We start from the raw sequence: 26,456 nt of genomic DNA, 5'->3' as shown, positions 1-26,456 counted from the left end.
CCAGCCGCTCGCGAGTCAGTCATAGTGAATTCAGTCCCCCTCGTCAGTATCGTCATTCCCGCCTTCAATCCGCGCTTCTTCCGCGCAGCGCTGCAAAGTGCGCTCGACCAGGTCTACGACAATCTCGAAATCATCGTCTGTGACGATTGCCGTAGCGACGAGATCAAGGCGATTTTCGACGAACTGGTGGCTCCCGACAGCGACCGGGCCCGTTACCTGCGCAATCCTCAGCGCCTGGGGTTTCAGGGTAATCTGCTCAAGTGTCTGGAGCAGGCGAGCGGCGAGTACATCAAGTTTCTCTGCGATGACGACCGCCTCTATAACTATTGCGTTGCGCATCAGGCGCAAACCCTCGATACCTATAAGGATGTCCAGCTCGTCGTCAGCAAACGCCATCTGGTGGACGTCGATGATTATGTCCTGCCGGCCCGCATGGAAAACGTTGGTCTGGTGCCCTACGACGCTGTGTTCAAGGGCGAGGACATGCTGGCGATTTTCGAGCGCACGCCACGCAATTATCTGGGCGGCTTCAGTGGCGCGCTGATGCGTCGCGCCGATGTCCAAGAATACCTGCCGTCCATTGCGCTGCCGCAGGGTTTCGTCGCGCTGCTGGATTTCACGCTGTTCATCTGCCTGCTGCGACGCGGCAATCTGGTTGTGCTGCACAGTATCCAGAGCACCGAACGCCTGCACCCGGGGCGCTTGAGCAGTCAGGGCGATATGTACCAGAAAGCCACCACCGAATGGGGCTGGCTGAACGAAATGCTCAAGGCGCGTAGCGGCGAAGACGCACCGGCCCAGGGCTGGGTGCGTTTTCTGCCTCTGCGCCGCGCGCACGAAGAACCGCGCGAGTGGGATGAGGTCGGCCTCTACGGGGTGATGGCTGGTCGCCAGGGCATCATGATGAGCCGCGTCGGCAGCAGCAGTGACAGCTACGCAGAGCTTTACACCGAGTGGCTGTCCTGCCGCCGGTTTTCCGAGCCGCAAAAAAAGTTGCTGGAACAGCGCATCGTCAGTTGGGCCTGGCAGCCACGTATCGTGCCGGTGATCATCGATGCGGATGGCGATGCCGAGGCCCTCGATATCACCTTGCGCAGTCTGGCCGAACAGGACTATGCCGCAGACTCTGTGGTGGTGCTGACCAATGCCAGTGTCGACGATCCGCAGGTGCTGCGTTTTTCTCTGCAGCCGGACTGGGCTCGGCAACTGAACGAAGTATTGCCACTGCTGGACAGTGCCGACTGGGTCTACCTGTTGCGCTCCGGTGACCGGCTGACGCAGCCAGCGCTGCTGATTCTGGCGGAGCGTATCGCTCAGACTCCCGGGCTGCTGTGTGTCTACAGCGACGAAGGCGCGCTGGTCGAGGACGAGTCCAGAGAGCCGATTTTCAAACCCGGATTCAACCTGGACCTGCTGCGTGCCTATCCCTATGTCGGGCGCACGCTGGCGTTCGAACGTCGAAATCTGCTGGACATGGGCGGTTTCGATCCGGCCTTCGATGAGCTCGCCCCGCACGATGTGATCTGGCGCCTGGTCGAGGGGGCAGGGCCGCAGAGTATCGAGCACATCGCCGAAGTGCAGGTCGAGTCGCGTCTGGCATTCGCTGACTGGCTGTCACTGCCTGGTGTCATCAAGCACAGCGAGCCTCTGGTTGCAGCCCACCTGTCACGGATCGGCAGAGAACACGTGATTCATCACGATCAGTTGCCGTTGCTCAATCGCATCGAGTACGTTCACCCGTCGCTGCCTCTGGTGTCGATCATCATCACCGCCAGGGATCAACTGGGCGCCCTGGAGCGCTGCATAGACAGTCTGCTCAGCAACACCACCTACCCGAATTACGAAGTCCTGATCGTCGACAACGCCAGCGAAAGCGCCGAAGCCCGGGCATGGTTCACGGCGATGAGTGAGCTGGGCAGCGACAAGCTGCGGATTTTTTCCCTGTCCGAGGCTGGCAGCGAAGCAACCGCCCAGAATCATGCCGCCGGTCAGGCGCGTGGCGATTATCTGCTGATGCTCAGCGCCTATGCCCTGATTCATCAGGCGGACTGGCTGCAGGGGCTGATCCACCATGCCCAGCGCCCCGAGGTCGGGATCGTCGGCCCACGTATTCTCAATCCGCAAGGCAATATTCTGTACGCCGGCATGGTCATGGGCATGGATGGCCTGGCCGGTCGGCCGTTCATCAATTTCCCCGCAGGGGCCAGCGGCTACATGCAGCGTCTGCAATTGACCCAGAACTGGAGCGCGGTCAGCGGCAATTGCCTGATGGTGCGCAAGGACGTGTTCGACGCTGTTGGCGCACTGGAGGCGGCGACCTTCACCCAGGGTCTGCAGGACCTGGACCTGTGCATGCGCGTCGGGCGCGAGGGTTACCTGATCGTCGGTACCCCGGATTCATCGCTGGTACTGGCTGAGCCTGCTGCCGCCGAACGTAACGAGACGTCTCGTCAGGTACTCGACAACGAGCAGAAATCGTTCTTCCAGAAGTGGCTGCCGAAGATGGCCAGGGATCAGGCCTACAACCCCAACCTGTACCTCAACGAGGCGCTGTCGTTCACCCTGGACCCTGGTCTGCTGACGGGCTGGAGCCCGTTTTGCACCCGCCATCTGCCTTTCATTTTCGGTATGGCGGTCAACTCCTCGGCGGTGGGTCACTACCGGGTCAGCCAGCCCCTGCTGGAGTTGATGGCGGCCGGGCGGGTGGTTGGCCGGATGACTTACGAGACCGCAACGCCCGTCGAAATAGAGCGCCAGTCGCCAGATGTCATCGTTTTCCAGGGGCGTTACACAGAAGCCAAGGTCCCGGACATCGAGCTGGCGAAGAACTACTCCAATGCCATGCGTATTTTCGAGCTTGATGACTACATCGCCGATGTCCCCGAGCGCAACGAGCACAAGCGCAACATGCCGGACAACATCGGCGCCATGCTGCGCAAGGGTATAGGCCTGTGTGACCGTGTGGTCGTGTCGACTCACCCGCTGGCCGAGGCGCTGTCGAGTATGCACAGCGACATTCGCGTCGTGCCGAACATGCTGGCGACCCACTTGTGGAGCAACCTCAGGACTCAGCGTCGCAGCTCGGACAAGCCGCGTATCGGCTGGGGCGGCGGAACCAGCCATCGCGGGGATCTGGAGCTGATTGCCGATGTGGTGCGCGAACTGGCTGATGAAGTCGAGTGGGTGTTCTTCGGCATGTGCCCGGATCTGCTCAAGCCCTACATCCATGAGTTCCATCCGGGGGTCAGCCTGAAAACCTACCCGGCCAAGCTCGCCAGCCTGAACCTTGATCTGGCGTTGGCACCGCTGGAATTCCATATTTTCAATGACTGCAAAAGCAACCTCAGGTTGCTTGAGTACGGCGCGTGCGGCTACCCGGTGATCTGTTCCGACACCGAGGCGTATCGCGGCCATCTGCCGGCAACCCGGGTGTACACCAACAGCTCCGAAGAGTGGTTGCAGGCGATCCGCATGCACTTGTCCGACCCCAATGCCAGTTACCGCATGGGCGACGAGTTGCGCGAGACAGTACTGCGTGACTTCATGTTGCGCGGCGAAAACCTGCAATATTGGGCCAACGGCTGGTTGCCGGACTGATCCGATCCGTTTGAACACGCACCAGCGGTTGCCCGCTGGCGCGGCCACGCTACGCTCTTGCTTCAACGCCCGCTGCGGTTGAAGGCGCAATCGATTCGTTATAAGGAAAGATCATGCAAAGCCATTCGGGAAATGAACACACCGCTTTGAATCAGCGTCTGACCCTGCTGTTGATGGCCAGGGACCAGCCAGACTTTCTGCGCCGCGCCTTGAAGTATTACAGCGAGTTTCCTTGCAACCTGATAGTGGTCGATGCGTCGGCCCGGCCTGATGCGGAAATTGCCGCAAGCGCTGGCTTGCATTACCTGCACAGTGACGCGCTGGCCAGTGCCAGCCTTGGCGTCAGGGTGGCAGAGGGGCTCAAGCAGGTGACCACGCCCTTCGTGGTTCAGGCTCCGGTCGACAGTTTTTTACTGCCTGATGCACTGCGCGCAGCGCTGAGCTTTCTTGAGGCCAACCCGACCTACGGTGCCTGTCAGGGCTACAGCCTGAGCTATCAGGCGCAGGTCGGTCAGGTAGATTATTTCCGCCGCGATCGCAAAACCTGCGAAGACTATGCCTCGGAGGACGCGGGCGAGCGGGTTCTGGGTTTCATGAGCGAAAGTCTGTCGCTGCTCAGCGCAGTGACGCGCACGGAACTGGCGCAGCAGTGGTTCACCTCGGTTAACGATGACACCGAGCTGCACTGGCAGGAAATCGGCCACATGAACTATCTGGTTGCGGCGGCCCGCCTGCGCATCCTGCCAATCCCTTATGCACTGCACTTCACCTCGGGCAAGCAGGCCGAGCTACGCCATGGCTTGGCCATTGCCGCCGCCGTCAGGCACACCGATCCCAAGGCCAGAGCATCCCGCGATGCGTTCGCCAAGAAACTGGTCGCGCTGCTCGGCGTAGGCTCGGGCTTCGAAGGCGCACAGGGCGAGCAGAAGATTCAGGCCGGCCTTGCCGCCATGGGCGAATGCCTCAAGACTCAGGGCTTCCAGGGCGATGAGAAAATCATCAGCGCGGTGTGGAATGTCGGCCTTGAGCAATCGGACGCGCTGTTCGAGCCTCGTCAGTTTGTCGAAATGCCGTTCTACAACCAGGCGTTGTTCGATGAGCTGGCCAGAATCGAATTCCTGATCCACCTCATGCCAGCGGGTCGTTTGCAGCTTGAAGGGCTGGAAGCGGTGCTGCTCAAGCAGGCTGAATTGTTGCGCGAGCAGAGCAACCCGGATGCTGAAGCGCGCATCAGCCGCCTGTGGTACGCCTACGAAACCTACGCCTTCAACCAGGGTGTTGTGCAGAGCCTGATCGCGGAGTTGATCAGCGGCAAAGGCAAGGACAGTGAAAAGCAGATCGAAATGGTTTCGGCCTGGAGCCAGCGTCTGCAGGCGGCATCCGCTTTCGACAACGGTCGGCTGCTCGATGGCATGGCTTCCGGTCAACTGCTCAACTGGCTCGATTCGCGTGATCCGGCGCCTGAGGCCCTCAAGCAGATCAGCGACAAGCTCGCCAGCAAACCGGCCGGGTCGCAGATCGGTATCCTGTTGCTGGACCTGGACGCGGACGTATTCAAGCTGCAGGCCACGTTCGACAGCCTGATCAACAGTCATTACAAGGCCTTCAGGGTGGTGGTGTTCACCACCGGGGAATTGCCAGCCGTGACCACGCTGCACAATACCCTGCACTTTGTGAAAGTCACCGAAAGCAACTACGTCGACAAGATCAATCAGGTCGTCAAACAGTCGCCCAGCGACTGGCTGATGCTGGCACAGGCCGGCGAAGAGTTCACCCGCAGCGGTCTGCTGCTGGCCAGCGCTGAGCTGATCGATGCGGCGCAGTGCCGGGCTGTTGCCGTGGACGAGATTCAGCGTCAAGCCAATGGCACGCTGACCTCGGTGTTCCGTCCCGGCTTCAATCTTGATCTGCTGCAAAGCCTGCCGGCACTGATGGCCCGTCACTGGCTGGTGCGTCGCGAATTGCTGGTCGAGGCGGGTGGTTACTCGCGCGAGTTTCCCGAGGCGCTGGAATTCGATCTGTTGCTGCGTCTGATCGAGCAGGGCGGCATGAGCGGCCTGGCCCATCTCAGCGAACCGCTGCTGATCTGTGATGCGCCCGAGCTGAAAGACAATCCGGACGAACAGAAAGCGCTCAAGCGCCACCTTGGCAAGCGCGGTTATCAGGCGGAAGTCAGCTCGGCGCAGCCTGGCACCTACAAGATCGATTATCGCCACGCTCATCGGCCGGTAGTTTCGATCCTGCTGCACAGCCAGGACAACCTGCCCGAATTGCAGCGCTGTCTGCAAAGCATTCTGCAACGCACCCGCTATCAGCGTTATGAAGTGCTGATCGGTGACAACGCCAGCACCTCTGCCGAACTGTCGACCTGGCTTGACCGGCAGGAGCAAGTGTCGGGTCGCGTGCGGGTGTTCCGTGCCGAACAGCGCATGAGTCCTGCAGCGCTGCATAATCTGATCAGCCAGGAAGCCGGTGGCGAATACCTGATCCTGCTGGATGCCGAAAGTCAGATCGTCAATGTCGGCTGGATCGAGTCACTGCTCAACCAGGCGCAGCGCCCGGAAGTGGGCGTGGTAGGCGCCAAGCTGGTGGATGGCGAAGGTGCAGTGACTCAGGCTGGTCTGGTGCTGGGACTGAATGGCGGCGTGGGTTCGGGGTTTGTCGGCGAGCCGAAGACCGCCACCGGCTACATGCAGCGCCTGGTGGTCGAGCAGAACTACTCTGCCGTGTCATCGGCCTGCCTGATGATTGCCAAGGAGCTGTACAACGCCGTGGGCGGCCTGGATGAAGAGGCATTCGCCGAAGCGCTGGGCGATGTCGACCTGTGCCTCAAGGCTGCGCAAGCCGGCTACCTGACCGTATGGACGCCGCATGTGCAGGTGGTGCATTCCGGTGTGCTGCATGGCCCGCAGCAGGCGCGCGAAGCATTGATGGACAAGTGGTCAGCGCAGTTCGCGCAGGATGAAGCCTACAACGTCAATCTGGATCTCCACGGCAAGGGCTTCACTCTGGCCGTTTGAGTCGTTTACCCTCGTAAAACCGGCTGCCTCGCGGCCGGTTCGCTGCCTTGAAGGCTTCCTCGTAGTAAGCTTCAGGCCAGGATCCAGTGCATGTCCCCTCGACGCAAATTATCCTAAAGCATGCAGACGGGAGTGACCTGCAGGTCATAAAGTGCATCTCCACTGTATTGTTTTACAGGGAGCGACATGCGCCTGACTTGCTTTAACCTGCCAAGCGCCCTGAAAATGTCCGTAAATCACCCCTATTCGGTAGCGCCCCGATTTCGTCGGGACGAAAAATGACCTGTTTACTCATCGGGAAGCCATGATGATTGGCATTAAAAGCATAGCGAGTTACGTGCCTGTTGCAGGTGTTGATAACTACGCTCAAGGCGCCAAATTCGGCAAGGATGAAGAATTCATCCTTGGGAAAATCGGCTCCACCTTCCTGCCGCGCAAAGACGCCGGCCAGGAAACCTCGGATCTGTGCGTTGAGGCAGCCAACACACTGTTTGCCAATAATCCGCAGCTCAAGCGCGAAAGCATCGATGTGCTGATCGTCGTCACCCAGAATGGCGACGAGGAAGGGCTGCCGCATACCGCAGCCATCGTTCAGGACAAGCTGGGGCTGTCGACCAACGTCGCTGCATTCGATATATCGCTGGGCTGTTCCGGCTATGTGTACGGCATTTATGCGATCAAGGGCTTCATGGAAGCGGCAGGCTTGAAAAACGGCTTGTTGATCACTGCCGACCCGTATTCGAAAATTGTCGACCCGGAAGACCGCAACACCACCATGCTGTTCGGTGACGCGGCGACGGCCACCTGGATGGGCGAGGGGGCCGAATGGCAGCTGGGCAAGGCGAAATTCGGTACCGATGGTTCCGGCGCGCCACATCTCAAGGTCAGCAACGGCATTTTCTTCATGAACGGTCGCCAGGTGTTCAACTTCGCACTGTTGAAAGTGCCAGCGCATCTGCATGAGCTATTGGCCGAGTCGGATCTGACGCCTGACGATATCGATGCCTTCTGTATTCACCAGGGCAGTGCCGCGATCGTCGATGCGGTCGCGCGGCGCTTCGAAGACAAGCCCGAGAAGTTTCTCAAGGACATGGTCGAAACCGGCAACACCGTGTCATCGAGCATTCCGCTGCTGATCGAAAAGCACGTGCTCGGCTCTTCATGGAAGCGGGTCGCCTTGAGTGGTTTTGGTGTGGGGCTGTCCTGGGGCTCTGCAATTATCTATAAAGACTGAGTTCGCCTCGTCTTACAAAGAACGCCTGCGGATAACTCCCCGGGCGTTTTTAAATTAAATAGTGATCCACGTCACACTTTTAACTTCGTGGCACAACGCGCTCGCCTGTCGCCACTTCTGACTGTCATGAATTTCTCTCTGTTGCGTCGCGGGTTTATGCCCCCAAACCCTTGTTTTATAAGGGGTGTCACGATGATGGCAAAATATTAAAAAAAAACACTCAAGCAACCTGCCATCGCGACGATAACTATTACGAAGGTTCTCTAGGCACACCCGGCGCTTGCAGGGGCCGGAAGCCACGTAGTACCAAACCAACGAGGAATTCATCATGGCTTTAACAGTAAACACCAACGTAGCATCGTTGAACGTCCAGAAGAACCTGGGTCGCGCTTCCGACGCGCTTTCGACCTCGATGACTCGTCTGTCTTCCGGTCTGAAAATCAACAGCGCCAAAGACGACGCTGCTGGCCTGAACATCGCCACCAAGATCAACTCGCAGATCAAAGGTCAGACCATGGCGATCAAAAACGCCAACGACGGTATGTCCATTGCTCAGACCGCTGAAGGCGCGCTGCAAGAGTCGACCAACATTCTGCAACGTATGCGTGAACTGGCTGTTCAGTCGCGAAACGACAGCAACAGCGACACTGACCGCGTTGCGCTGAACAAAGAATTCACTCAGATGAGTTCGGAACTGACCCGTATCGCTCAGAGCACCAACCTGAACGGCAAAAACCTGATCGACGGTTCTGCCAGCACCATGACTTTCCAGGTTGGCTCCAACTCCGGCGCCTCGAACCAGATCACTCTGACTCTGAGCGCCAGCTTTGACGCAAACACCCTGGGTGTCGGTTCGGCCATCACCATCGTCGGTTCCGACAGTGCTGCTGCAGAGACCAACTTCTCTGCTGCAATGGCCGCTATCGACTCGGCTCTGCAGACCATCAACAGCACGCGTTCTGATCTCGGTGCTGCACAAAACCGTCTGACCAGCACCATCTCCAACCTGCAGAACATCAACGAAAACGCCAGTGCTGCACTGGGTCGTATCCAGGATACCGACTTCGCTGCTGAAACTGCACAGCTGACCAAGCAACAGACCCTGCAACAGGCTTCCACCTCTGTTCTGGCTCAGGCTAACCAGCTGCCATCCGCTGTACTGAAACTGCTTCAGTAATATCGGCGTGAGTTTTAGCGGGGGAGTACTTAACAGTGCTCTCTCGCTTTTTTGCTTTCTGAGGTGATGGTCATGGATATGAGTGTGAAGTTGAACGTGACTTATCCGGCCGTTCAACCGGCGAGTCAGGCCCTTGTGCCGGACGCGTCCGTTGACAAGCCTGCCGATAAGGCGTCCGTCGAGCGCGTTGCCGCCACGGCCGAAAGTAAAGGCTCCGGTCTGCACAAGGATGATTCCAAGGACGATGCCAAAGTCAAGGCAGCCGCTGAGGACATCCAGAAATTCTTTCACGAGGTCAAGCGCAATCTTGAGTTTTCGATCGACGAAGATTCTGGCAAAGTCATTGTCAAAGTGATTGCAAGTGATTCCGGTGAAGTAGTACGACAGATTCCCAATGCAGAAATCCTGAAGCTGGCCGATAGCCTGAGTGATGCGAACAGTTTGTTGTTCCGCGCCAAGGCCTGATCGCCGGTACGGTATGTGTTGTCGGGTCACTCGCCTTTTGAAAGGGCAGCGAACCCCGCAGCATTCTTGAAGGGAGAAGCACCATGGCAAGTCCGATTACCTCTACAACAGGCCTGGGTTCGGGTCTGGCAATTTCCGCCATCGTCGAAGGCCTTGTCGGTGCTGAAAAAGCGCCCAAGCAAAACCAGATCGACAAGCAGAGCGCCTCCACGACCGCATCGCTGTCGGGTGTCAGTCAGCTGACGTCGGCCTTGGCTGCGTTTCAGAAAACACTGGATACCCTGGCCAGTTCCACCACGCCTGCCTTTCAGGGTTTCGCTGCCACATCGGCCAACGAGTCAGTGGTCAAGGCGACCGCCGGTAATACGGCAGTCAACGGCACTTATGCGATTAATATAAGCCAGCTGGCAACGCCTTCGAAGGTGGCTACCGCCGCGCTGAGCTCGTCGCAGTCGAGTGCTATTCCGAGTGGTACTCTGAAAATCACTCAAAATGGCACTGATTACAACGTGGCGATCGACAAGACCTCGACGCTGCAGGAAGTGCGCGACAAGATCAACTCGACGCTGCAGGGTAAGGGCATCACCGCCAACATCATCAACGACGACAGCGGTTCCAGGCTGGTGTTCAGTTCGACCACGACCGGCAAGGGCAGTGATATTTCGGTGACGGGTGCTTCCGGCCAGGAAGCACTCAACATCGATGGCACCAAGTTGATGAGTGAATCCAGTACCGGCGCTGGTGCGATTACCGATGTCGCCAAGGACGCCGCATTCACGGTCGATGGCCTGAGTCTGACCAGCAAGACCAACACCGTGAGCACGGCGATTTCCGGTCTGACATTCGAGCTGGTCGCGCCTAGCGCTTCTTCTGCTGCTTCGGCATCGACCACGGTCACGGTAGCCACCAACACCGATGGTCTGAAAACCTCATTGCAGTCATTCGTCGACTCCTACAACACGCTGGTTTCACTGGTGTCGTCGTTGACCAAGGGTACTGTCGACAGTCAGGGTAAATACACGGCCGCTGCGCTGACCGGCGACTCCACGCCGCGTGCGCTGCTGGCAACGATACGTGATCAGATTTCCACGGCTACGTCGAATGCCGGCTTGAGTTCCCTGGCGCAGTTGGGGATCAAGACTCAACAGTCTGACGGCAAGTTGACGTTGAACACCACCGAATTGACTACAGCGTTGAGTGACAAGAAGCTGGGCAGTCAGATTCAGGCGATGTTCACCGGCGTGACCAATGCTGACGGCACGAGCTCGGGTGGCTTGATCGCACGCATGAACACTGCGCTTGAGCCGTATACCAAAGCTGATGGCGTTCTGGCTGGCAAGACCACCAGCCTGAATAAAGTGCAGACGCGACTGGCCAGTGATCAGGAAGCGCTCAACCGTCGTATAACTACGCTGACGGAAACCCTCACCAAGAAATACAACGCAATGGACCTCGTGGTCGGTCAGTTGAAGGCAACGGCTTCAAGCATTACTTCGATTTTCGATGCGATGAACGCCCAGAAAAACGCCTCGTAAAAAATGAGTGCAGAAGTACCAGGAACCCGACTCTGTGTCGGGTTTCTGCTTTTGGGCTAAAGTTTCTGCGCACTGCGTCGATAGCTTGAGTATCAGTATTCTGGATTTGTTACGAGGCCCATTATGAATCCGATGTTAGCGTTGCGGCAGTATCAGAAGATCGGCTCCCAGGCTCAGACCTCGGAGGCCAGTCCTCATCGTCTGGTTCAAATGTTGATGGAAGGTGGCCTCGACCGCATTGCTCAGGCCAAGGGCGCCATGGCGCGCAAGGATATCGCCAGCAAGGGCGTGCTCATCAGCAAGGCCATCGACATCGTTGGCGGCCTGCGCGAGGGGCTGGATCTGGAGAACTCACCCAGTGACACGCTGCTCAGACAGGACAGTCTCTATCACTACATGATGACGCGCCTGGCGGAAGCCAACGCTCGCAATGATCAGAAGATACTCGATGAAGTCGCCGGCCTGTTGATCACCGTCAAGGAAGGCTGGGACGCTATCGGCACCTTGCAATAATCTGCTGGTCTGAGGAGAACAATAATGAGTGCTGCGCTCAAGCGTATCGAAGAAACCCGCGAAGCCTTGGTAGGTGCGCTGGCAGATCGTGACTGGGAGGCTATCGTCAAGCTGGACCTGGCGTGCCGCGAATGCGTCGACGCGGTGGTCAGCGAAGCGCCTGACGACGAACCTGCATTGCGCAGCAACCTTGAGGAGTTATTGGGTGTCTACAGGCAGCTGATTGATGTTGCAACCGGCGAGCGTCAAGCGGTTGTCGAAGAAATGACTCAAATCCAGAATGCGAAGAGCGCGACGAAGGTATACCATCTGTTTGGTTAATGTTTAATTGTCATTTTTATTGTTCGACAAGAATTTCGCCATAAATTTGACTGTGTCCGTTTTTTTGACTTAACTAGTGATGTTTACTATTTTCTGGCGTCTCAAGGTTTATACAGCTGAGAAAGCCAAGCTGCCCCCCAATCATGGGCATTGAGTTGACTAGGGAAGTTGCTATTGCATGTGGCGTGAAATCAAGATTCTGCTAATCGATGACGATAGCCAGCGCCGCCGGGATCTGGCGGTGATCCTGAATTTTCTTGGCGAAGAAAATCTCTCCTGTTCCAGTCAGGACTGGCAGCAGGTGGTCGGCTCTCTGGCGTCTCCACGAGAAGTACTCTGCGTACTGGTCGGTAGCGTAAACGCGCCGGGTAGTTTGCAAGGGCTCCTTAAGACCATCGCGGCATGGGATGAGTTCCTTCCTGTGCTGCTGATGAGCGAAAATTCTTCTGTCGAATTGCCCGAGGATTTGCGCAGACGAGTCCTTTCCGCACTCGAAATGCCACCCAGCTACAGCAAGCTGCTCGATTCGCTGCACCGTGCCCAGGTCTATCGCGAGATGTACGACCAGGCTCGCGAGCGCGGCCGTCATCGTGAACCGAACCTGTTCCGCAGTCTGGTAGGTACCAGCCGCGCGATTCAGCACGTGCGGCAGATGATGCAGCAGGTCGCCGACACCGATGCCAGCGTACTGATTCTGGGCGAGTCGGGCACTGGCAAGGAAGTGGTTGCGCGTAATCTGCACTATCACTCCAAGCGTCGTGATGCGCCGTTCGTGCCGGTCAACTGCGGTGCCATTCCGGCCGAACTGCTCGAAAGCGAGCTGTTCGGACACGAGAAGGGCGCGTTTACCGGCGCGATCACCAGCCGTGCCGGCCGTTTCGAGCTGGCTAACGGCGGTACCTTGTTCCTCGACGAAATCGGCGACATGCCGCTGCCGATGCAGGTCAAGCTGTTGCGCGTCCTGCAGGAACGCACCTTTGAGCGTGTGGGCAGCAACAAGACGCAAAGTATCGATGTGCGCATCATCGCCGCGACGCACAAGAACCTCGAGACCATGATCGAGCTGGGCAGCTTCCGCGAAGATCTTTACTACCGTCTCAATGTGTTCCCGATCGAAATGGCGCCGTTGCGCGAGCGTGTCGAAGACATCCCGCTGCTCATGAACGAATTGATTTCGCGCATGGAACACGAGAAGCGCGGTTCGATTCGCTTCAACTCCGCCGCCATCATGTCGCTGTGTCGCCATGCCTGGCCGGGCAACGTTCGTGAGCTGGCCAATCTGGTCGAGCGCATGGCGATCATGCACCCGTACGGCGTGATCGGCGTGGCCGAACTGCCAAAGAAGTTTCGCTACGTCGACGACGAAGACGAGCAGATGGTCGACAGCATGCGCAGCGAGATCGAAGAGCGTGTGGCGATCAACAGCAATACGCCGAACTTCGCTTCCGGCGCGATGCTGCCGCCTGAAGGGCTCGATCTGAAAGACTACCTCGGTGGTCTGGAGCAGGGCCTTATCCAGCAGGCGCTCGACGACGCCAACGGTATCGTTGCCCGCGCTGCGGAGCGCTTGCGTATTCGTCGTACCACGCTGGTCGAGAAGATGCGCAAGTACGGTATGAGCCGTCGTGAGGGCGATGAACAGGCAGATGATTGACGCCGGTTTTTTGTGCCAAAAACCAAGCCCCTGATTTTTCAGGGGTTTTTTTTAGGCACGGGGATTGCTAAGTCTCTCTTAACACACCGTTTACTGACGGTTAGCCACGAGAGAGATGAATCATGTCCCAGGCCGCCCAGCTGACTTCCGCCCTATCTGTTCAGGCTCAGTACTCCCCGGAGCTGGAAAGTCGTCAGGGGCTTGAGCAGGCATTCTCGCTGTTCAATCAAATGTCGGCGCAACTGACCGATTCCTACGGCTTGCTCGAAGCGCGCGTCACCGAACTCAAGGGCGAACTGGCTCATGCCGGCGCCCAGCGCCTTCAGGAGCTGGCGGAAAAAGAACGCCTGGCCAACCGTCTGCAGAATCTGCTTGATCTGTTGCCTGGCGGGGTGATCGTCATTGATGGCATGGGCGTCGTGCGCGAAGCCAACCCTGCTGCCATCGATCTGCTCGGGCAGCCGCTGCTGGGCATGCTCTGGCGTCATGTGATCAGCCGTTGCTTTGCCCCCCGAGAGGACGACGGTCACGAAGTCTCCCTCAAGGACGGTCGCAGGCTCTCCATTGCCACGCGCTCACTGGATGCCGAGCCGGGTCAGTTGGTATTGCTCAATGACCTGACCGAAACCCGTCATCTTCAGGAACAGCTGGCCCGTCACGAGCGTCTGTCTTCACTGGGGCGTATGGTCGCTTCTCTGGCGCATCAGATTCGTACACCGTTGTCCGCTGCGATGATCTACGCCAGCCATTTGACCGAGCAGGAACTGCCGGTCGAAACCCAGCAGCGTTTCGCCGCGCGGCTCAAGGATCGTTTGCATGAGCTGGAGCATCAGGTTCGCGACATGCTGGTGTTCGCCCGGGGCGAGCTGCCGCTGACGGATCGCCTGACGCCCGGTGCTCTGTTTCAGGCGCTGCAAAATGCTGCTGCGACGCATGTTCAGGGCGTGTCGGTGCGCTGGCAGTGCGACAGCATCGATGGCGAGTTGCTGTGCAATCGCGACACACTGGTCGGCGCACTGCTCAATCTGATTGAAAACGCTGTCCAGGCCAGCGCTGGCCGGACGCTGCTGAAAGTCCACGCCTACAGCCGCGGCAATGAGCTGCGGATCTGCTTCAGCGATAACGGCAGCGGCATTGACAAGGCAGCGCTGGCGCGCATCGGTGAACCGTTCTTTACCACCAAGACCACCGGCACAGGGCTTGGTCTGGCCGTAGTGACGGCAGTGTCGCGTGCGCATCAGGGACGCGTGCATTATTTGTCGCGGGTCGGCCGTGGTACCTGCGCCATTATCAGCCTGCCGTTGATCCCGGCTTGCAGTTCGACAGGTAATAACTGATGCCGATCAATGTGCTGCTGGTCGAGGATGACCGTTCGCTCCGGGAAGCGCTTGGGGAAACCCTCGAGCTGGCTGGTTATGACTATCAGGCGGTTGGTTCCGCCGAAGAGGCGCTGGTGGCCGCTGAGGCGCAGCCATTCAGTCTGGTCATCAGTGACGTCAACATGCCGGGCATGGACGGTCACCAGCTGCTGAGTCTGTTGCGCAGCCGGCATCCGCAATTGCCGGTGCTGCTGATGACCGCACATGGCGCGGTCGAGCGTGCGGTCGACGCCATGCGCCAGGGCGCAGCGGATTACCTGGTCAAACCCTTCGAGCCCAAGGCGCTGATCGCGCTGGTTGCGCGGCATGCACTGGGACGTCTGGAGCCTGCCGAGCGCGACGGGCCGATTGCCGTCGAGCCTGCCAGTATCCAGTTGCTGAACCTGGCCAGCCGCGTAGCAAAAAGCGACTCCACCGTGCTGATCTCCGGCGAGTCCGGGACCGGTAAAGAGGTCTTGGCGCGTTTCATTCATCAAAACTCGCCCCGTGCCGATAAGCCTTTTATTGCGATCAACTGTGCGGCGATTCCGGACAATATGCTGGAAGCCACGTTATTCGGTCATGAAAAGGGTTCGTTTACCGGCGCGATTGCGGCCCAGGCTGGCAAGTTCGAGCAGGCGGACGGCGGGACGATACTGCTGGACGAGATTTCCGAGATGCCTCTGGGGCTGCAAGCCAAGTTGCTGCGTGTGTTGCAGGAACGCGAAGTCGAGCGCGTGGGCGCGCGCAAGCCGATCGTTCTGGACATTCGCGTCGTGGCGACCACCAACCGCGATCTGGCGGGTGAGGTGGCGGCGGGGCGCTTTCGTGAGGATCTGTTTTATCGCCTGTCGGTATTTCCATTGGCATGGCAGGCGTTGCGTCAAAGGACTGCCGATATTCTGCCGTTGGCCGAGCGGCTTCTGGCCAAGCACGTCAATAAAATGAAGCACGCGCCGGTTCGCCTTTCCGCCGAAGCGCAGCAGTGTCTGGTGAGCTATCCATGGCCCGGAAATGTGCGGGAGCTGGATAACGCCGTGCAGCGAGCCTTGATTCTGCAGCAGGGCGGGGTGATTCAGGCGCAGGATTTCTGTCTGTCCGGGCCGGTCACCAGCCTGCCTGTTGCCGCACCGGTCGAGGCTGCCGCGGCTGTGACCGTCATTACTGCGGCGGAGAATGCAGGTGCCGTTGTCAGTCCGGAATCTGCCGGCGCGCTGGGCGATGACCTCAGGCGTCACGAGTTTCAAATGATCATCGACACCCTGCGTTCTGAACGGGGACGTCGCAAGGAGGCTGCGGAACGCCTGGGTATCAGCCCGCGTACATTGCGTTACAAGCTGGCGCAGATGCGTGACGCCGGAATGGACGTGGAAGCCTATCTGTTTGCCACATGAACGAAGCACACTGATTGCCGCTCCCGATCGGCGGTCACTGAATATTTTTGCTGTGATACAAGCCTGAAATAATCCCGGCGGCCCATGAATACGGGCGGTGCGGCGCGAACTCGTGTCAAGCGACATGATGCACTCATCTGGTGTGGCAAATAGCCGCCATCTAGCTGGCATCGTTGTTGCTATACCTTCTGTACCCGCTGAATCAGTGTCAAAAATTTGCGGGCCTTACGAGAGATATGTCCATGAGCCAAGGTGTTGAATTTAATCGCTTGATGTTGGATATGCGGGCCATGCAGATGGATGCGATGTCTGCGCCCAAGCCCGTATCCGGTGCGCAGGAAGCCGGTGCCAGCAGCTTCGCTGACATGCTTGGCCAGGCCGTCAACAAAGTCGCGCAGACCCAGCAGGCTTCCAGCCAGTTGGCCAATGCATTCGAAGTCGGCAAGAGCGGCGTGGATCTGACCGACGTCATGATTTCGTCGCAAAAAGCCAGCGTGTCTTTTCAGGCGTTGACCCAGGTGCGTAACAAGCTGGTTCAAGCTTACCAAGACATCATGCAGATGCCGGTTTAAGGGACGTACTGAGTCATGGCCGAAGCAGCTGCCGATACCGTTCCTGCAAGAGCGGACGCTTCCGAAAGAAAACCGTTGTTCGGTATGTCTTTTCTGGAAAATCTTTCCGAAATGACCATGCTGCGTCAGATCGGCCTCATGGTCGGTCTTGCCGCGAGCGTGGCCATCGGCTTCGCCGTGGTGCTCTGGTCCCAGCAGCCTGACTATCGTCCGCTTTATGGCAGTCTGGCGGGCATGGACAGCAAGCAGATCATGGACACCCTGACTGCAGCGAACATCAACTACACCGTCGAGCCGAACTCCGGTGCGCTGCTGGTCAAGTCCGATGATGTGCAGCGTGCGCGCATCCAGCTGGCTCAGGCCGGCGTGGTACAGAACGACGCCAACATCGGTTTCGAAATCCTCGACAAGGATCAGGGGCTGGGCACCAGCCAGTTCATGGAGGCCACGCGTTATCGTCGCGGGCTGGAAGGCGAACTGGCACGGACCATTTCGGCACTGAACAACGTCAAGGGTGCCCGTGTGCACCTGGCAATTCCGAAAAGCTCGGTATTCGTCCGTGATGACCGCAAGCCAAGCGCTTCGGTACTGGTCGAGCTGTACGCCGGTCGTTCGCTGGAGCCGAGTCAGGTCATGGCTATCATCAACCTGGTGGCCACCAGTGTTCCCGAGTTGAGCAAGTCGCAAATTACCGTCGTCGACCAGAAGGGCGCTCTGCTTTCCGATCAGGCGGAAAACTCCGAGCTGACCATGGCCGGCAAGCAATTCGACTATAGCCGGCGCATGGAAGGCATGCTGACCCAGCGTGTGCAGAACATCCTGCAGCCGATTCTGGGCAATGACCGCTATAAGGCCGAAGTCTCGGCAGTGGTTGATTTCAGCGCTGTCGAATCGACCGCCGAAAGCTTCAACCCTGACCAGCCTGCCTTGCGCAGCGAGCAGTCGGTCAACGAACAGCGTTCCAGCAGTTCCAGTTCGGGCGGTGTGCCGGGTGCCTTGAGCAATCAGCCTCCCGGTCCTGCAACCGCTCCGCAAAACGCCGCAGCCGGTGCTGCGGGTGCCGCCGGCCCTATCGCTCCAGGCCAGCCCCTGCTCGATGCCAACGGTCAGCAGATCATGGACCCGGCAACCGGCCAGCCTGCGTTGGCGCCATACCCGGCCGACAAGCGCGTGCAGTCGACCAAGAACTTCGAGCTGGACCGTTCGATCAGTCACACCAAGCAGCAGCAGGGCCGTCTGACCCGCCTTTCGGTCGCGGTAGTGGTCGATGACATGGTCAAGACCAACGCGGCCAATGGCGAAGTCACCCGTGCTCCGTGGAGCGCGGCGGATCTCGCTCGCTTCACGCGTCTGGTACAGGATGCCGTCGGTTTCGACGCCAGCCGCGGCGACAGCGTCAGCGTGATCAACGTGCCGTTCTCCAGCGAGCGCGCTGAAGTGCTGCCTGAAGCGTCGTTCTATTCGCAACCCTGGTTCTGGGACATCGTCAAGCAGGCTGTTGGCGTGATCTTCATCCTGATTCTGGTGTTCGGTGTACTGCGCCCGGTGTTGAACAACATCACCAACGGCAAGCGCAAGGAACTGGCAGGTTTCGGTGGCGACGCCGAACTGGGTGGCATGGGCGGTCTGGACGGCGAATTGTCCAACGATCGCGTAAGCCTGGGCGGCCCGCAGAGCATTCTGCTGCCAAGCCCGACCGAAGGCTATGACGCACAGCTGAATGCAATCAAGAGTTTGGTGGCTGAGGATCCTGGCCGTGTGGCTCAGGTTGTGAAAGAGTGGATCAACACTGATGAATGAACGAGCCATGGTAGCCAAACTCTCCAAAGTTGAAAAAGCGGCTGTACTGTTGCTCTCGCTGGGCGAAACCGATGCGGCTCAGGTGCTCCGGCACATGGGCCCCAAGGAAGTCCAGAAGGTCGGCGTGGCGATGGCGCAGATGCGCAATGTGCATCGCGAGCAGGTCGAAGAGGTCATGAGCGAATTCGTCGACATCGTCGGTGATCAGACCAGCCTTGGCGTCGGTTCCGACGGCTATATCCGCAAGATGCTGACCCAGGCACTGGGCGAGGACAAGGCCAACGGCCTGATCGACCGGATCCTGCTGGGTGGCAATACCAGCGGTCTGGACAGCCTCAAGTGGATGGAGCCGCGTGCCGTTGCCGACGTGATCCGTTTCGAGCACCCGCAGATTCAGGCCATCGTGGTCGCCTATCTCGACGCCGACCAGGCGGGCGAGGTGCTTGGGCATTTCGATCACAAGGTCCGCCTCGATATCATCCTGCGCGTGTCGTCGCTCAACACCGTACAGCCAGCGGCTCTGAAGGAATTGAACCAGATTCTCGAGAAGCAGTTCTCCGGTAACGCCAACACGTCGCGTACCACACTGGGTGGTATCAAGCGTGCGGCCGATATCATGAACTTCCTCGACAGCTCGATCGAAGGTTCGCTCATGGACTCGATTCGCGAGGTCGACGAAGACCTGTCGGTGCAGATCGAAGACCTCATGTTCGTCTTCAACAATCTTTCCGACGTGGACGATCGCGGTATCCAGGCGCTGCTGCGCGAAGTATCCTCGGACGTGCTGGTACTGGCGCTCAAGGGCTCGGACGAAGCGATCAAGGAAAAAATCTTCAAGAACATGTCCAAGCGTGCCTCCGAGCTGCTGCGCGACGACCTGGAAGCAAAAGGTCCGGTGCGTGTCAGCGATGTGGAAACCGCCCAGAAAGAAATCCTCACCATTGCGCGTCGTATGGCCGAGGCCGGCGAGATCGTACTCGGTGGCAAGGGTGGCGAGGAAATGATCTAAGGATTCAGCCGACTCATGTCCAGTTCCAATAAAGAATCGGCCAGCGACCTCATTCGCGCCAAGGACGCCGGGTTGCTCGATATCTGGGCGCTGCCCAGCTTCGATCCGCACGTGGAGCCCGAGCCTGAACCGGAGCCCGAGCACGTCGACGAACCGGCAGAGATGGAAGAAGTGCCGCTGGAAGAAGTCCAGCCACTGACCCTGGAAGAGCTGGAAAGTATCCGCCAGGAGGCCTGGAACGAAGGTTTCGCCACCGGTGAAAAGGAAGGTTTTCACAGCACTCAGCTAAAAGTGCGCCAGGAGGCGGAGGTCGTTCTTGCAGCAAAGGTTGCCAGCCTGGAACAACTGATGGGCAACCTGCTGACACCTATCGCCGAGCAGGATACCCAGATCGAAAAGGCTGTCATTCATCTGGTCGAGCACATCGCGCGTCAGGTGATTCAGCGTGAGCTGGTCACCGACTCGGCACAGATTGCCAGCGTCTTGCGCGATGCTCTCAAGCTCTTGCCTATGGGCGCCCAGAATGTGCGAATTTTCATAAACCCTCAGGACTTCCTGCTGGTCAAGGCCATGCGCGAACGTCACGAGGAGTCCTGGAAGATCGTCGAAGACGAAGACCTGCTGCCGGGCGGTTGCCGGATCGAAACCGAACATAGCCGTATCGACGCCAGCGTCGAAACGCGCATCGCCCTGGCAATTTCCAAGATGCACGACCAGTTGCATGAACAGGTAACCCATCCTGCGGCAGCCGATCTGAGTATCGATCTGCAAGCCTCGCCAGGCACAGTGCCCACTGCTGACGAATCCGACGCGGACACCCTCGATGCGCCTTGATCGCACCAGTTTCGCCAAGCGCCTCGGTTCCTATGCCGAGTCGATCAGCCTGCCTGCCCAGCCCGTAGTGGAAGGCCGCCTGCTGCGCATGGTGGGCCTGACGCTTGAGGCCGAGGGCCTGCGCGCGGCCATGGGCAGCCGCTGTGTGGTCATCAATGACGACAGTCATCACCCGGTAGAAGTCGAAGCCGAAGTGATGGGTTTTTCCGGTGGCAAGGTGTTTCTGATGCCGGTCGGCAGCGTGGCCGGCATTGCGCCTGGCGCACGGGTCGTGCCGCTGGCCGACACCGGTCGGCTACCGATGGGCATGAGCATGCTGGGTCGGGTGCTCGATGGTGCCGGTCGTCCGCTGGATGGTCGCTCGCCGATCAAGGCCGAAGACTGGGTGCCGATGGATGGCCCGACCATCAACCCGCTCAAGCGTGATCCCATTAGTCAGCCGCTGGATGTCGGCATTCGCTGTATCAACGGTTTATTGACGGTTGGCCGAGGTCAGCGTCTCGGCTTGTTTGCCGGTACGGGCGTGGGCAAGAGTGTGCTGCTCGGCATGATGACGCGCTTCACCGAGGCGGACATCATCGTCGTCGGCCTGATAGGTGAGCGGGGCCGTGAGGTCAAGGAGTTCATCGAGCACATTCTCGGCGAAGAGGGCCTGAAGCGTTCGGTGGTGGTCGCTTCGCCAGCCGATGATGCGCCTCTGATGCGCTTGCGTGCAGCGATGTATTGCACGCGAATCGCCGAATACTTTCGTGACAAGGGCAAGAATGTCCTGTTGCTGATGGACTCCCTGACCCGTTTTGCTCAGGCTCAGCGGGAAATCGCGCTGGCCATTGGCGAGCCGCCGGCCACCAAGGGCTATCCGCCTTCGGTATTCGCCCGTTTGCCCAAGCTGGTGGAGCGCGCTGGCAATGCCGAGGCGGGTGGCGGTTCGATCACTGCGTTTTACACGGTGCTGTCGGAGGGTGATGACCAGCAGGACCCGATTGCCGACTCGGCGCGTGGTGTGCTCGACGGTCACATCGTGCTGTCCCGGCGCCTGGCCGAGGAGGGGCATTACCCGGCTATCGACATTGAAGCGTCCATCAGCCGGGTCATGCCTGCAGTGGTCAGCCCCGAGCACATGGCGCGTGCGCAGCATTTCAAACAGTTGTGGTCGCGTTATCAACAGACCCGCGACCTCATCAGCGTGGGTGCCTATGTAGCAGGCGGCGATCGCGAGACGGACATGGCCATTGCGCTGCATCCGGTACTGGTGCGCTACCAGCGCCAGGGCCTGCGTGACAACGAAAGCATACAAGGCAGCAGCGAGGCGCTGGCGTCGATCTTCGCACCAGCGCCTGGCGGCTGATAACCCATGGCCCAGAGTCGAGCGGCGCGTCTGGCGCCGGTGGTCGAGATGGCAGAAGCTGCCGAGCGAACCGCCGCCCAGCGCCTTGGGCACTTCCAGGGGCAGGTCAACCTCGCCAACAACAAACTGCAGGAGCTTGACCAGTTCCGTCAGGATTACCAGCAGCAATGGTTGCAGCGCGGCAGTACCGGGGTTTCCGGACAGTGGCTGCTGGGTTACCAGCGCTTTCTCAGTCAGCTCGATGTCGCCGTTGCCCAGCAATACAAAAGTCTCGAATGGCACAAGGCCAATCTGGATCGGGCGCGCAGCGCTTGGCAGGATTGTTACGCGCGGGTAGAGGGCTTGCGCAAGCTGGTGCAGCGCTACATGGACGAGGCGCGCAGGCTGGAGGACAAGCGCGAGCAGAAATTGCTCGACGAGTTGTCGCAGCGCCTGCCTCGCCATGAACAATTCTGACGTTTGACTCAATCAGACCCGCAGTGATCTCTCTGGCTGGTCTACGCTATCAATGTCTCGGTGATGAAACACTTCGAGGTTCCCATGACAGTCACTTCCAAACTTTCTGACGATCGCCAGACGCTGACCCTTTATATCGAAGGACGCTTCGATTTCAATTCCCATCAGGCGTTTCGCACTGCCTATGAGGACTATCCGCAGTCACTGAACTACGTGGTCGACCTGCGCAGTACGCATTATCTGGACAGTTCTGCGCTGGGGATGCTGTTGCTGCTGCGCGATCACGCTGGCGGTGACAAGGCACTGGTGCGCCTGGTCAACTGCACGCCTGATGTGCTGAAGATTCTGGCCATTTCCAATTTCTCGAAGCTGTTCGAATTGAGCATACCCAGTGCAGCCAGCCCCGAAAAAACTGTGCATTCTGATCGCTGATGACAGCACCAGTGACCGCCTGCTGCTTTCAACGATCGTTGCGCGGCAGGGTCACCGGGTCCTCAGCGCGGGCAACGGTGTCGAAGCGGTTGCCATGTTCAAGGCCGAAAGCCCGCAGTTGATTCTGATGGACGCCATGATGCCGGTCATGGATGGTTTCGAAGCGGCGCGAAGAATCAAGGCGATGACCGGCGAATCGCTGGTGCCGATCATCTTCCTCACCTCGCTCACCGAGGGCGAAGCGCTTGCACGCTGCCTGGACGCCGGTGGCGACGATTTCATGTCCAAGCCTTACAATCCGCTGGTATTGGCCGCCAAGATCAACGCCATGAACCGTTTGCGGGTGTTGCACGAAACCGTCCGCCAGCAGCGTGACCAGATCGCCAGGCACCATGAGTATCTGCTCAATGAGCAGCGGGTCGCTAAGGCGGTGTTCGATCAGATCGCCCACGCCGGTTGCCTGGGGGCGAGCAATATCCGCTACCTGCAGTCCCCCTACGCGCTGTTCAACGGTGACCTGATGCTGGCCGCCTACACACCTGCCGGGCACATGCAGGTGCTGCTCGGGGATTTCACCGGGCATGGCTTGCCGGCTGCGGTGGGTGCGATGCCGCTTGCGGAAGTGTTCTACGGCATGACGGCCAAGGGCTATGGACTGGTTGAAATCCTCCGTGAGATGAATGCCAAGCTCAAACGCATCCTCCCGGTCGACATGTTTTGCTGTGCGACGCTGCTGTGTATCAATCTGCCGCAGCGGCAGGTCGAGGTCTGGAGTGGCGGCTTGCCGGACGGCTACCTGCTGCGCGGCGCGCAGGGTGAGCATGTGCCGCTGGCTTCGAATCATCTGCCATTGGGTGTATTGAGTGTCGATGCCTTCGACGCGCGCACTGACGTGTATCCGTTGGCACCGGGTGATCGCATATTTCTGTTGTCCGACGGGGTGCTCGACACCAGTAACGATGAGGAGGAGCTGTTCGGTGCGCAGCGTCTGCGACAGGTTCTGTCTGCCAATCGCGAGCCGCACTTGTTGATCGAAGAGATCCTCGAGGCGCTCAACGAATTTGGCGGCAAGGCCCGTGACGATGTCAGTCTGCTGGAAGTCAGCGCTGTCGAGGCGCCGCTGGAGAGCCTGCCTGCCATGATGTATTCGGATAGCGGCGCATCCAGCCCGCTGGACTGGTCGGCCAGCTTCGAGTTTCGTGCCTCGACCCTCAAGCGTTTCAACCCGCTGCCCTATGTTCTGCAATTGCTGCTGGAGGTTCATGGCCTGCGTGATCAGGGCGCCGCACTGCATATGGTCCTCGGCGAGCTGTACAGCAATGCGCTGGAGCATGGTGTGCTAGGGTTGGACTCGACGCTCAAGCACGATGCATCAGGCTTCGCCCTTTATTATCAGCAGCGCGCAGAGCGTCTCGACAGGCTGAAGTCAGGCTTTATCCGGGTGAGCCTGCAGGTTGAAGCGGTCGAGCAGGGCGGTCGGCTGACCCTCAGTGTCGAGGACAGCGGTCAGGGATTCGATGTGGAAAAGACCCGGACGCTGACGCCTGCCAGCAATGAACTGTATGGTCGCGGACTGCATCTGGTCTGCGAATTGAGCCGCGAGGCCAGGTGGTCAAGGGATGGCAGGACCGCCTGCGTGGAATTTTCCTGGGAGGGAGTGGCATAATCCTCGCCTGGAGTCTTGATCAAGGAGTGAACAAGTGTCGATTCATCTGGATTACAGCGTATTGAATACCTTGCAGGAGGTCATGGAGGACGAATATCCGACCTTGCTGGATGTTTTCCTCAAGGATTCCGAGCAGCGTATCGCGCAGCTGCGTCTGGCTGTCGGGTCGCGCAATCCTGATTTTCAGGAGTTGAGCCTGACCGCTCACAGTTTCAAGGGCAGCAGCAGCAACATGGGCGCCTTGCAGCTTTCCGAGCTGTGTCGTCAGCTTGAGGAGCAGGCTCGCCAGCAGCAGTTCGCAGGCCTGGCAGAGCTGATTGGCACGATCGACAGCGAATACATGACGATTCGCGGGCTGTTCAATTCCGAGCGGCAGTTGTTCGTCAGCTGAGTCCTGATCCCACCTGTTCGATTGCCGTTACGGGACATCATTTTGAATTGGCCCGCATATTGCTAACTACTCCGGTAAGGCGATAACCAGCAGCTGATGCGGAGACCGAAATGCCCCTTGCTACCAATGCGCTTCTTCAGGCCACAACCTCTGTGACCGCCAGGTCCGGTGTGGCCAACAATGCGGTCAAGTCTGCTGACAGCAGCAAGGACGGGGCCTCCAGCTTTTCCAATGTCTATGCAAAGCAGGCGAAAGACACCGTCCCTGCGCGTGAAGATGCGCCGGTAAAGCCAGCTCGCGACAAGACCGCGCCTGACAAGGACAAGGTTGCCGCCGGCAAGGACAAGCCTGCAAGCGATCAGGCGAATGCCGCCGACAAGTCGAGCGTTGCCGATAGCGGCAATGATTTGCCAGCCAAGCCGGCGGCTGCAGATGATGACGCGGCGCACTCCGACTCGAAGCAGGATGATGCGCAGGCTTCTGCCGATCCGGCGCTGACTGAGGGCCAGGCGGTCGTCGATCCGGCACTTGATCCGGCATTGCAGGCAATGGCCGCACAGGCTCCCGCGGCGCCTGTAGCCAAGGCGCCACCCAGTGCGGAAGTTGTCACCGCACCAGTGGTCTCGGCGCTCACCACCACTCAGGCGGCACCGCCAGCCGTGGCTGAACAAGCCTTCAATCCCGACGCCGATCCGCTGGACGGTCTGGATGCCGTGCAGTTGGCGCTGGAAAACGCCACTGCCAAGACTCAACTGGCTGCCCAGAATGCCCAGGCTGCCAACAAGGCGACGCCGAGCAATGCTGAAGCTGATCCCAATCAAAATATCGTCAATAACCTGTCGGTTTTGAGCGAGCAGTTGCCCTCCGACGGCAGCAGCACTGAAAGCAGCGACAAGTCGTTCAGCGGTTTGATCGGTGAGGGGCTGAAGGATGTCAAAGGCGCCGCCGGCGACACGCGCGTCGACAACTTTGCCGATCGCCTCGCTGCGCTCAGCCAGGCCGCGCAACCTGCACGCACAGCGGCCGCACCTGCTGCGCCCTTGATGAACCAGCCGCTGGCCATGCACCAAAGTGGCTGGACCGAAGGCATCGTCGACCGCGTCATGTACCTGTCGAGCCAGAACCTCAAGACCGCCGACATCAAGCTGGAGCCTGCCGAACTCGGCCGTCTGGATATCCGTATCAACATGGCGCCCGAGCAGCAGACCCAGGTGACCTTCATGAGCGCGCACATGGGCGTACGCGATGCACTGGAAAGCCAGATGTCGAAGTTGCGTGAGTCGTTCGTGCAGCAGGGGCTTGGCAACGTCGACGTCAACGTCTCCGACCAGTCGCAACAGCAGGCCCAGCAACAGGCTCAGGAACAGGCCGGTCGTTCCCAGCGCAGCGGGCGCGGCGGTGGCATGAGCTCGGGTGATAGCTCCGATGAAATCGCAGGCGTCGATGCGGCCATGCCGGTCAGCCAGCCAGCGGCACGTGTGATCGGCACTAGTGAGATCGATTATTACGCGTGAGGCAATCCTGTCCTGGTCTGATTCTCGTGCCAACGCTCCGCTCAGGCATGGAGTTCTTGGTGCTCCGCGTCACAAATCGTCGATGCGAAACAATGTTATGCCTTACACGCAGTCGCTGCTAACGCAGTGCTTTTCGACCGCGGAGGCACAGACGACGCAGAGTGCG

At 59.1% G+C, this 26,456-nt stretch carries 21 protein-coding genes; all 21 read left to right on the top strand.

Annotated features, from left to right (window positions below; translation table 11 throughout):
- The first annotated feature begins 24 nt into the window (after positions 1-24).
- The 21 genes from GE543_RS24515 to GE543_RS24415 all read left to right on the top strand — a co-directional run bounded on the left by GE543_RS24515 (position 25) and on the right by GE543_RS24415 (position 26,290).
- Positions 25-3,597: a glycosyltransferase gene (locus GE543_RS24515; RefSeq protein WP_371927256.1), complete on the top strand. Its 3,573-nt coding sequence runs from the start codon at positions 25-27 to the stop codon at positions 3,595-3,597.
- 113 nt (positions 3,598-3,710) lie between these two features.
- Positions 3,711-6,617 (top strand): TIGR00180 family glycosyltransferase, encoded by a 2,907-nt coding sequence (locus tag GE543_RS24510; RefSeq protein WP_153222564.1) that lies wholly within the window; start codon positions 3,711-3,713, stop codon positions 6,615-6,617.
- A 307-nt stretch (positions 6,618-6,924) separates the two neighbouring features.
- Complete coding sequence (locus GE543_RS24505) at positions 6,925-7,851, top strand: ketoacyl-ACP synthase III (RefSeq protein ID WP_003316797.1); 927 nt, start codon at positions 6,925-6,927, stop codon at positions 7,849-7,851.
- Positions 7,852-8,179: 328 nt separating this feature from the next.
- The gene (locus tag GE543_RS24500; protein WP_003417847.1) at positions 8,180-9,028 is read left to right on the top strand and encodes a flagellin domain-containing protein; all 849 of its coding nucleotides are present in this window, start codon (positions 8,180-8,182) and stop codon (positions 9,026-9,028) included.
- Positions 9,029-9,100: 72 nt separating this feature from the next.
- Entirely contained in the window at positions 9,101-9,493 is a 393-nt protein-coding gene (locus GE543_RS24495; RefSeq protein ID WP_003412442.1) for a flagellar protein FlaG, read from the top strand.
- 83 nt (positions 9,494-9,576) lie between these two features.
- Positions 9,577-11,028: a flagellar filament capping protein FliD gene (gene fliD, locus GE543_RS24490; protein WP_003412440.1), complete on the top strand. Its 1,452-nt coding sequence runs from the start codon at positions 9,577-9,579 to the stop codon at positions 11,026-11,028.
- A 123-nt stretch (positions 11,029-11,151) separates the two neighbouring features.
- Positions 11,152-11,541 (top strand): flagellar export chaperone FliS, encoded by a 390-nt coding sequence (gene fliS / locus GE543_RS24485; protein WP_032699175.1) that lies wholly within the window; start codon positions 11,152-11,154, stop codon positions 11,539-11,541.
- A 24-nt stretch (positions 11,542-11,565) separates the two neighbouring features.
- The gene (gene fliT, locus GE543_RS24480) at positions 11,566-11,862 is read left to right on the top strand and encodes a flagellar protein FliT (protein WP_003316802.1); all 297 of its coding nucleotides are present in this window, start codon (positions 11,566-11,568) and stop codon (positions 11,860-11,862) included.
- Positions 11,863-12,040: 178 nt separating this feature from the next.
- Positions 12,041-13,516 (top strand): transcriptional regulator FleQ, encoded by a 1,476-nt coding sequence (fleQ, locus tag GE543_RS24475; protein ID WP_003316803.1) that lies wholly within the window; start codon positions 12,041-12,043, stop codon positions 13,514-13,516.
- A 122-nt stretch (positions 13,517-13,638) separates the two neighbouring features.
- A complete protein-coding gene (locus tag GE543_RS24470; protein WP_003417845.1) occupies positions 13,639-14,853 on the top strand; it encodes a PAS domain-containing sensor histidine kinase in 1,215 nt (404 codons plus the stop codon).
- Positions 14,853-16,268, top strand: a complete 1,416-nt coding sequence (locus GE543_RS24465) for a sigma-54 dependent transcriptional regulator (RefSeq protein WP_003417844.1) — start codon at positions 14,853-14,855, stop codon at positions 16,266-16,268. Before GE543_RS24470 ends, GE543_RS24465 begins: the two co-directional genes overlap by 1 nt.
- 242 nt (positions 16,269-16,510) lie before the next feature.
- Positions 16,511-16,840: a flagellar hook-basal body complex protein FliE gene (gene fliE, locus GE543_RS24460; RefSeq protein ID WP_003344011.1), complete on the top strand. Its 330-nt coding sequence runs from the start codon at positions 16,511-16,513 to the stop codon at positions 16,838-16,840.
- 15 nt (positions 16,841-16,855) lie between these two features.
- Positions 16,856-18,640 (top strand): flagellar basal-body MS-ring/collar protein FliF, encoded by a 1,785-nt coding sequence (gene fliF, locus GE543_RS24455; RefSeq protein ID WP_003412431.1) that lies wholly within the window; start codon positions 16,856-16,858, stop codon positions 18,638-18,640.
- Complete coding sequence (gene fliG / locus GE543_RS24450; protein ID WP_003316807.1) at positions 18,633-19,649, top strand: flagellar motor switch protein FliG; 1,017 nt, start codon at positions 18,633-18,635, stop codon at positions 19,647-19,649. The genes fliF and fliG overlap by 8 nt, the downstream gene beginning before the upstream one ends.
- Before the next feature lie 15 nt (positions 19,650-19,664).
- Positions 19,665-20,483, top strand: a complete 819-nt coding sequence (gene fliH / locus GE543_RS24445; RefSeq protein ID WP_003417840.1) for a flagellar assembly protein FliH — start codon at positions 19,665-19,667, stop codon at positions 20,481-20,483.
- A complete protein-coding gene (gene fliI, locus GE543_RS24440; RefSeq protein ID WP_003417838.1) occupies positions 20,473-21,831 on the top strand; it encodes a flagellar protein export ATPase FliI in 1,359 nt (452 codons plus the stop codon). The genes fliH and fliI overlap by 11 nt, the downstream gene beginning before the upstream one ends.
- A gap of 6 nt (positions 21,832-21,837) precedes the next feature.
- Complete coding sequence (gene fliJ / locus GE543_RS24435; protein WP_003412422.1) at positions 21,838-22,287, top strand: flagellar export protein FliJ; 450 nt, start codon at positions 21,838-21,840, stop codon at positions 22,285-22,287.
- A gap of 84 nt (positions 22,288-22,371) precedes the next feature.
- Positions 22,372-22,719 (top strand): STAS domain-containing protein, encoded by a 348-nt coding sequence (locus GE543_RS24430; protein ID WP_153222563.1) that lies wholly within the window; start codon positions 22,372-22,374, stop codon positions 22,717-22,719.
- Positions 22,679-24,385 (top strand): SpoIIE family protein phosphatase, encoded by a 1,707-nt coding sequence (locus tag GE543_RS24425; protein ID WP_371927254.1) that lies wholly within the window; start codon positions 22,679-22,681, stop codon positions 24,383-24,385. The genes GE543_RS24430 and GE543_RS24425 overlap by 41 nt, the downstream gene beginning before the upstream one ends.
- Before the next feature lie 34 nt (positions 24,386-24,419).
- Positions 24,420-24,776 (top strand): Hpt domain-containing protein, encoded by a 357-nt coding sequence (locus tag GE543_RS24420; protein ID WP_003412415.1) that lies wholly within the window; start codon positions 24,420-24,422, stop codon positions 24,774-24,776.
- Positions 24,777-24,886: 110 nt separating this feature from the next.
- Positions 24,887-26,290 (top strand): flagellar hook-length control protein FliK, encoded by a 1,404-nt coding sequence (locus tag GE543_RS24415; protein WP_153222562.1) that lies wholly within the window; start codon positions 24,887-24,889, stop codon positions 26,288-26,290.
- The last annotated feature ends 166 nt before the right edge of the window (positions 26,291-26,456 follow it).

Origin of the sequence: Pseudomonas sp. SZ57, from assembly GCF_009495975.1 — a bacterium.
Lineage (GTDB): Bacteria > Pseudomonadota > Gammaproteobacteria > Pseudomonadales > Pseudomonadaceae > Aquipseudomonas > Aquipseudomonas syringae.
This window is presented reverse-complemented; position numbering and strand designations above follow the sequence as displayed.

Coding starts and splice junctions, on each gene's coding strand:
- fliH (WP_003417840.1), top strand. CDS start 19,665: ATGTCCAGTTCCAATAAAGAATCGGCCAGCGACCTCATTCGCGCCAAG.
- fliT (WP_003316802.1), top strand. CDS start 11,566: ATGAGTGCTGCGCTCAAGCGTATCGAAGAAACCCGCGAAGCCTTGGTA.
- fliD (WP_003412440.1), top strand. CDS start 9,577: ATGGCAAGTCCGATTACCTCTACAACAGGCCTGGGTTCGGGTCTGGCA.
- fliJ (WP_003412422.1), top strand. CDS start 21,838: ATGGCCCAGAGTCGAGCGGCGCGTCTGGCGCCGGTGGTCGAGATGGCA.
- fleQ (WP_003316803.1), top strand. CDS start 12,041: ATGTGGCGTGAAATCAAGATTCTGCTAATCGATGACGATAGCCAGCGC.
- fliG (WP_003316807.1), top strand. CDS start 18,633: ATGAATGAACGAGCCATGGTAGCCAAACTCTCCAAAGTTGAAAAAGCG.
- GE543_RS24495 (WP_003412442.1), top strand. CDS start 9,101: ATGGATATGAGTGTGAAGTTGAACGTGACTTATCCGGCCGTTCAACCG.
- GE543_RS24430 (WP_153222563.1), top strand. CDS start 22,372: ATGACAGTCACTTCCAAACTTTCTGACGATCGCCAGACGCTGACCCTT.
- fliS (WP_032699175.1), top strand. CDS start 11,152: ATGAATCCGATGTTAGCGTTGCGGCAGTATCAGAAGATCGGCTCCCAG.
- GE543_RS24465 (WP_003417844.1), top strand. CDS start 14,853: ATGCCGATCAATGTGCTGCTGGTCGAGGATGACCGTTCGCTCCGGGAA.
- GE543_RS24505 (WP_003316797.1), top strand. CDS start 6,925: ATGATTGGCATTAAAAGCATAGCGAGTTACGTGCCTGTTGCAGGTGTT.
- fliF (WP_003412431.1), top strand. CDS start 16,856: ATGGCCGAAGCAGCTGCCGATACCGTTCCTGCAAGAGCGGACGCTTCC.
- GE543_RS24510 (WP_153222564.1), top strand. CDS start 3,711: ATGCAAAGCCATTCGGGAAATGAACACACCGCTTTGAATCAGCGTCTG.
- GE543_RS24470 (WP_003417845.1), top strand. CDS start 13,639: ATGTCCCAGGCCGCCCAGCTGACTTCCGCCCTATCTGTTCAGGCTCAG.
- GE543_RS24500 (WP_003417847.1), top strand. CDS start 8,180: ATGGCTTTAACAGTAAACACCAACGTAGCATCGTTGAACGTCCAGAAG.
- GE543_RS24415 (WP_153222562.1), top strand. CDS start 24,887: ATGCCCCTTGCTACCAATGCGCTTCTTCAGGCCACAACCTCTGTGACC.
- fliE (WP_003344011.1), top strand. CDS start 16,511: ATGAGCCAAGGTGTTGAATTTAATCGCTTGATGTTGGATATGCGGGCC.
- fliI (WP_003417838.1), top strand. CDS start 20,473: ATGCGCCTTGATCGCACCAGTTTCGCCAAGCGCCTCGGTTCCTATGCC.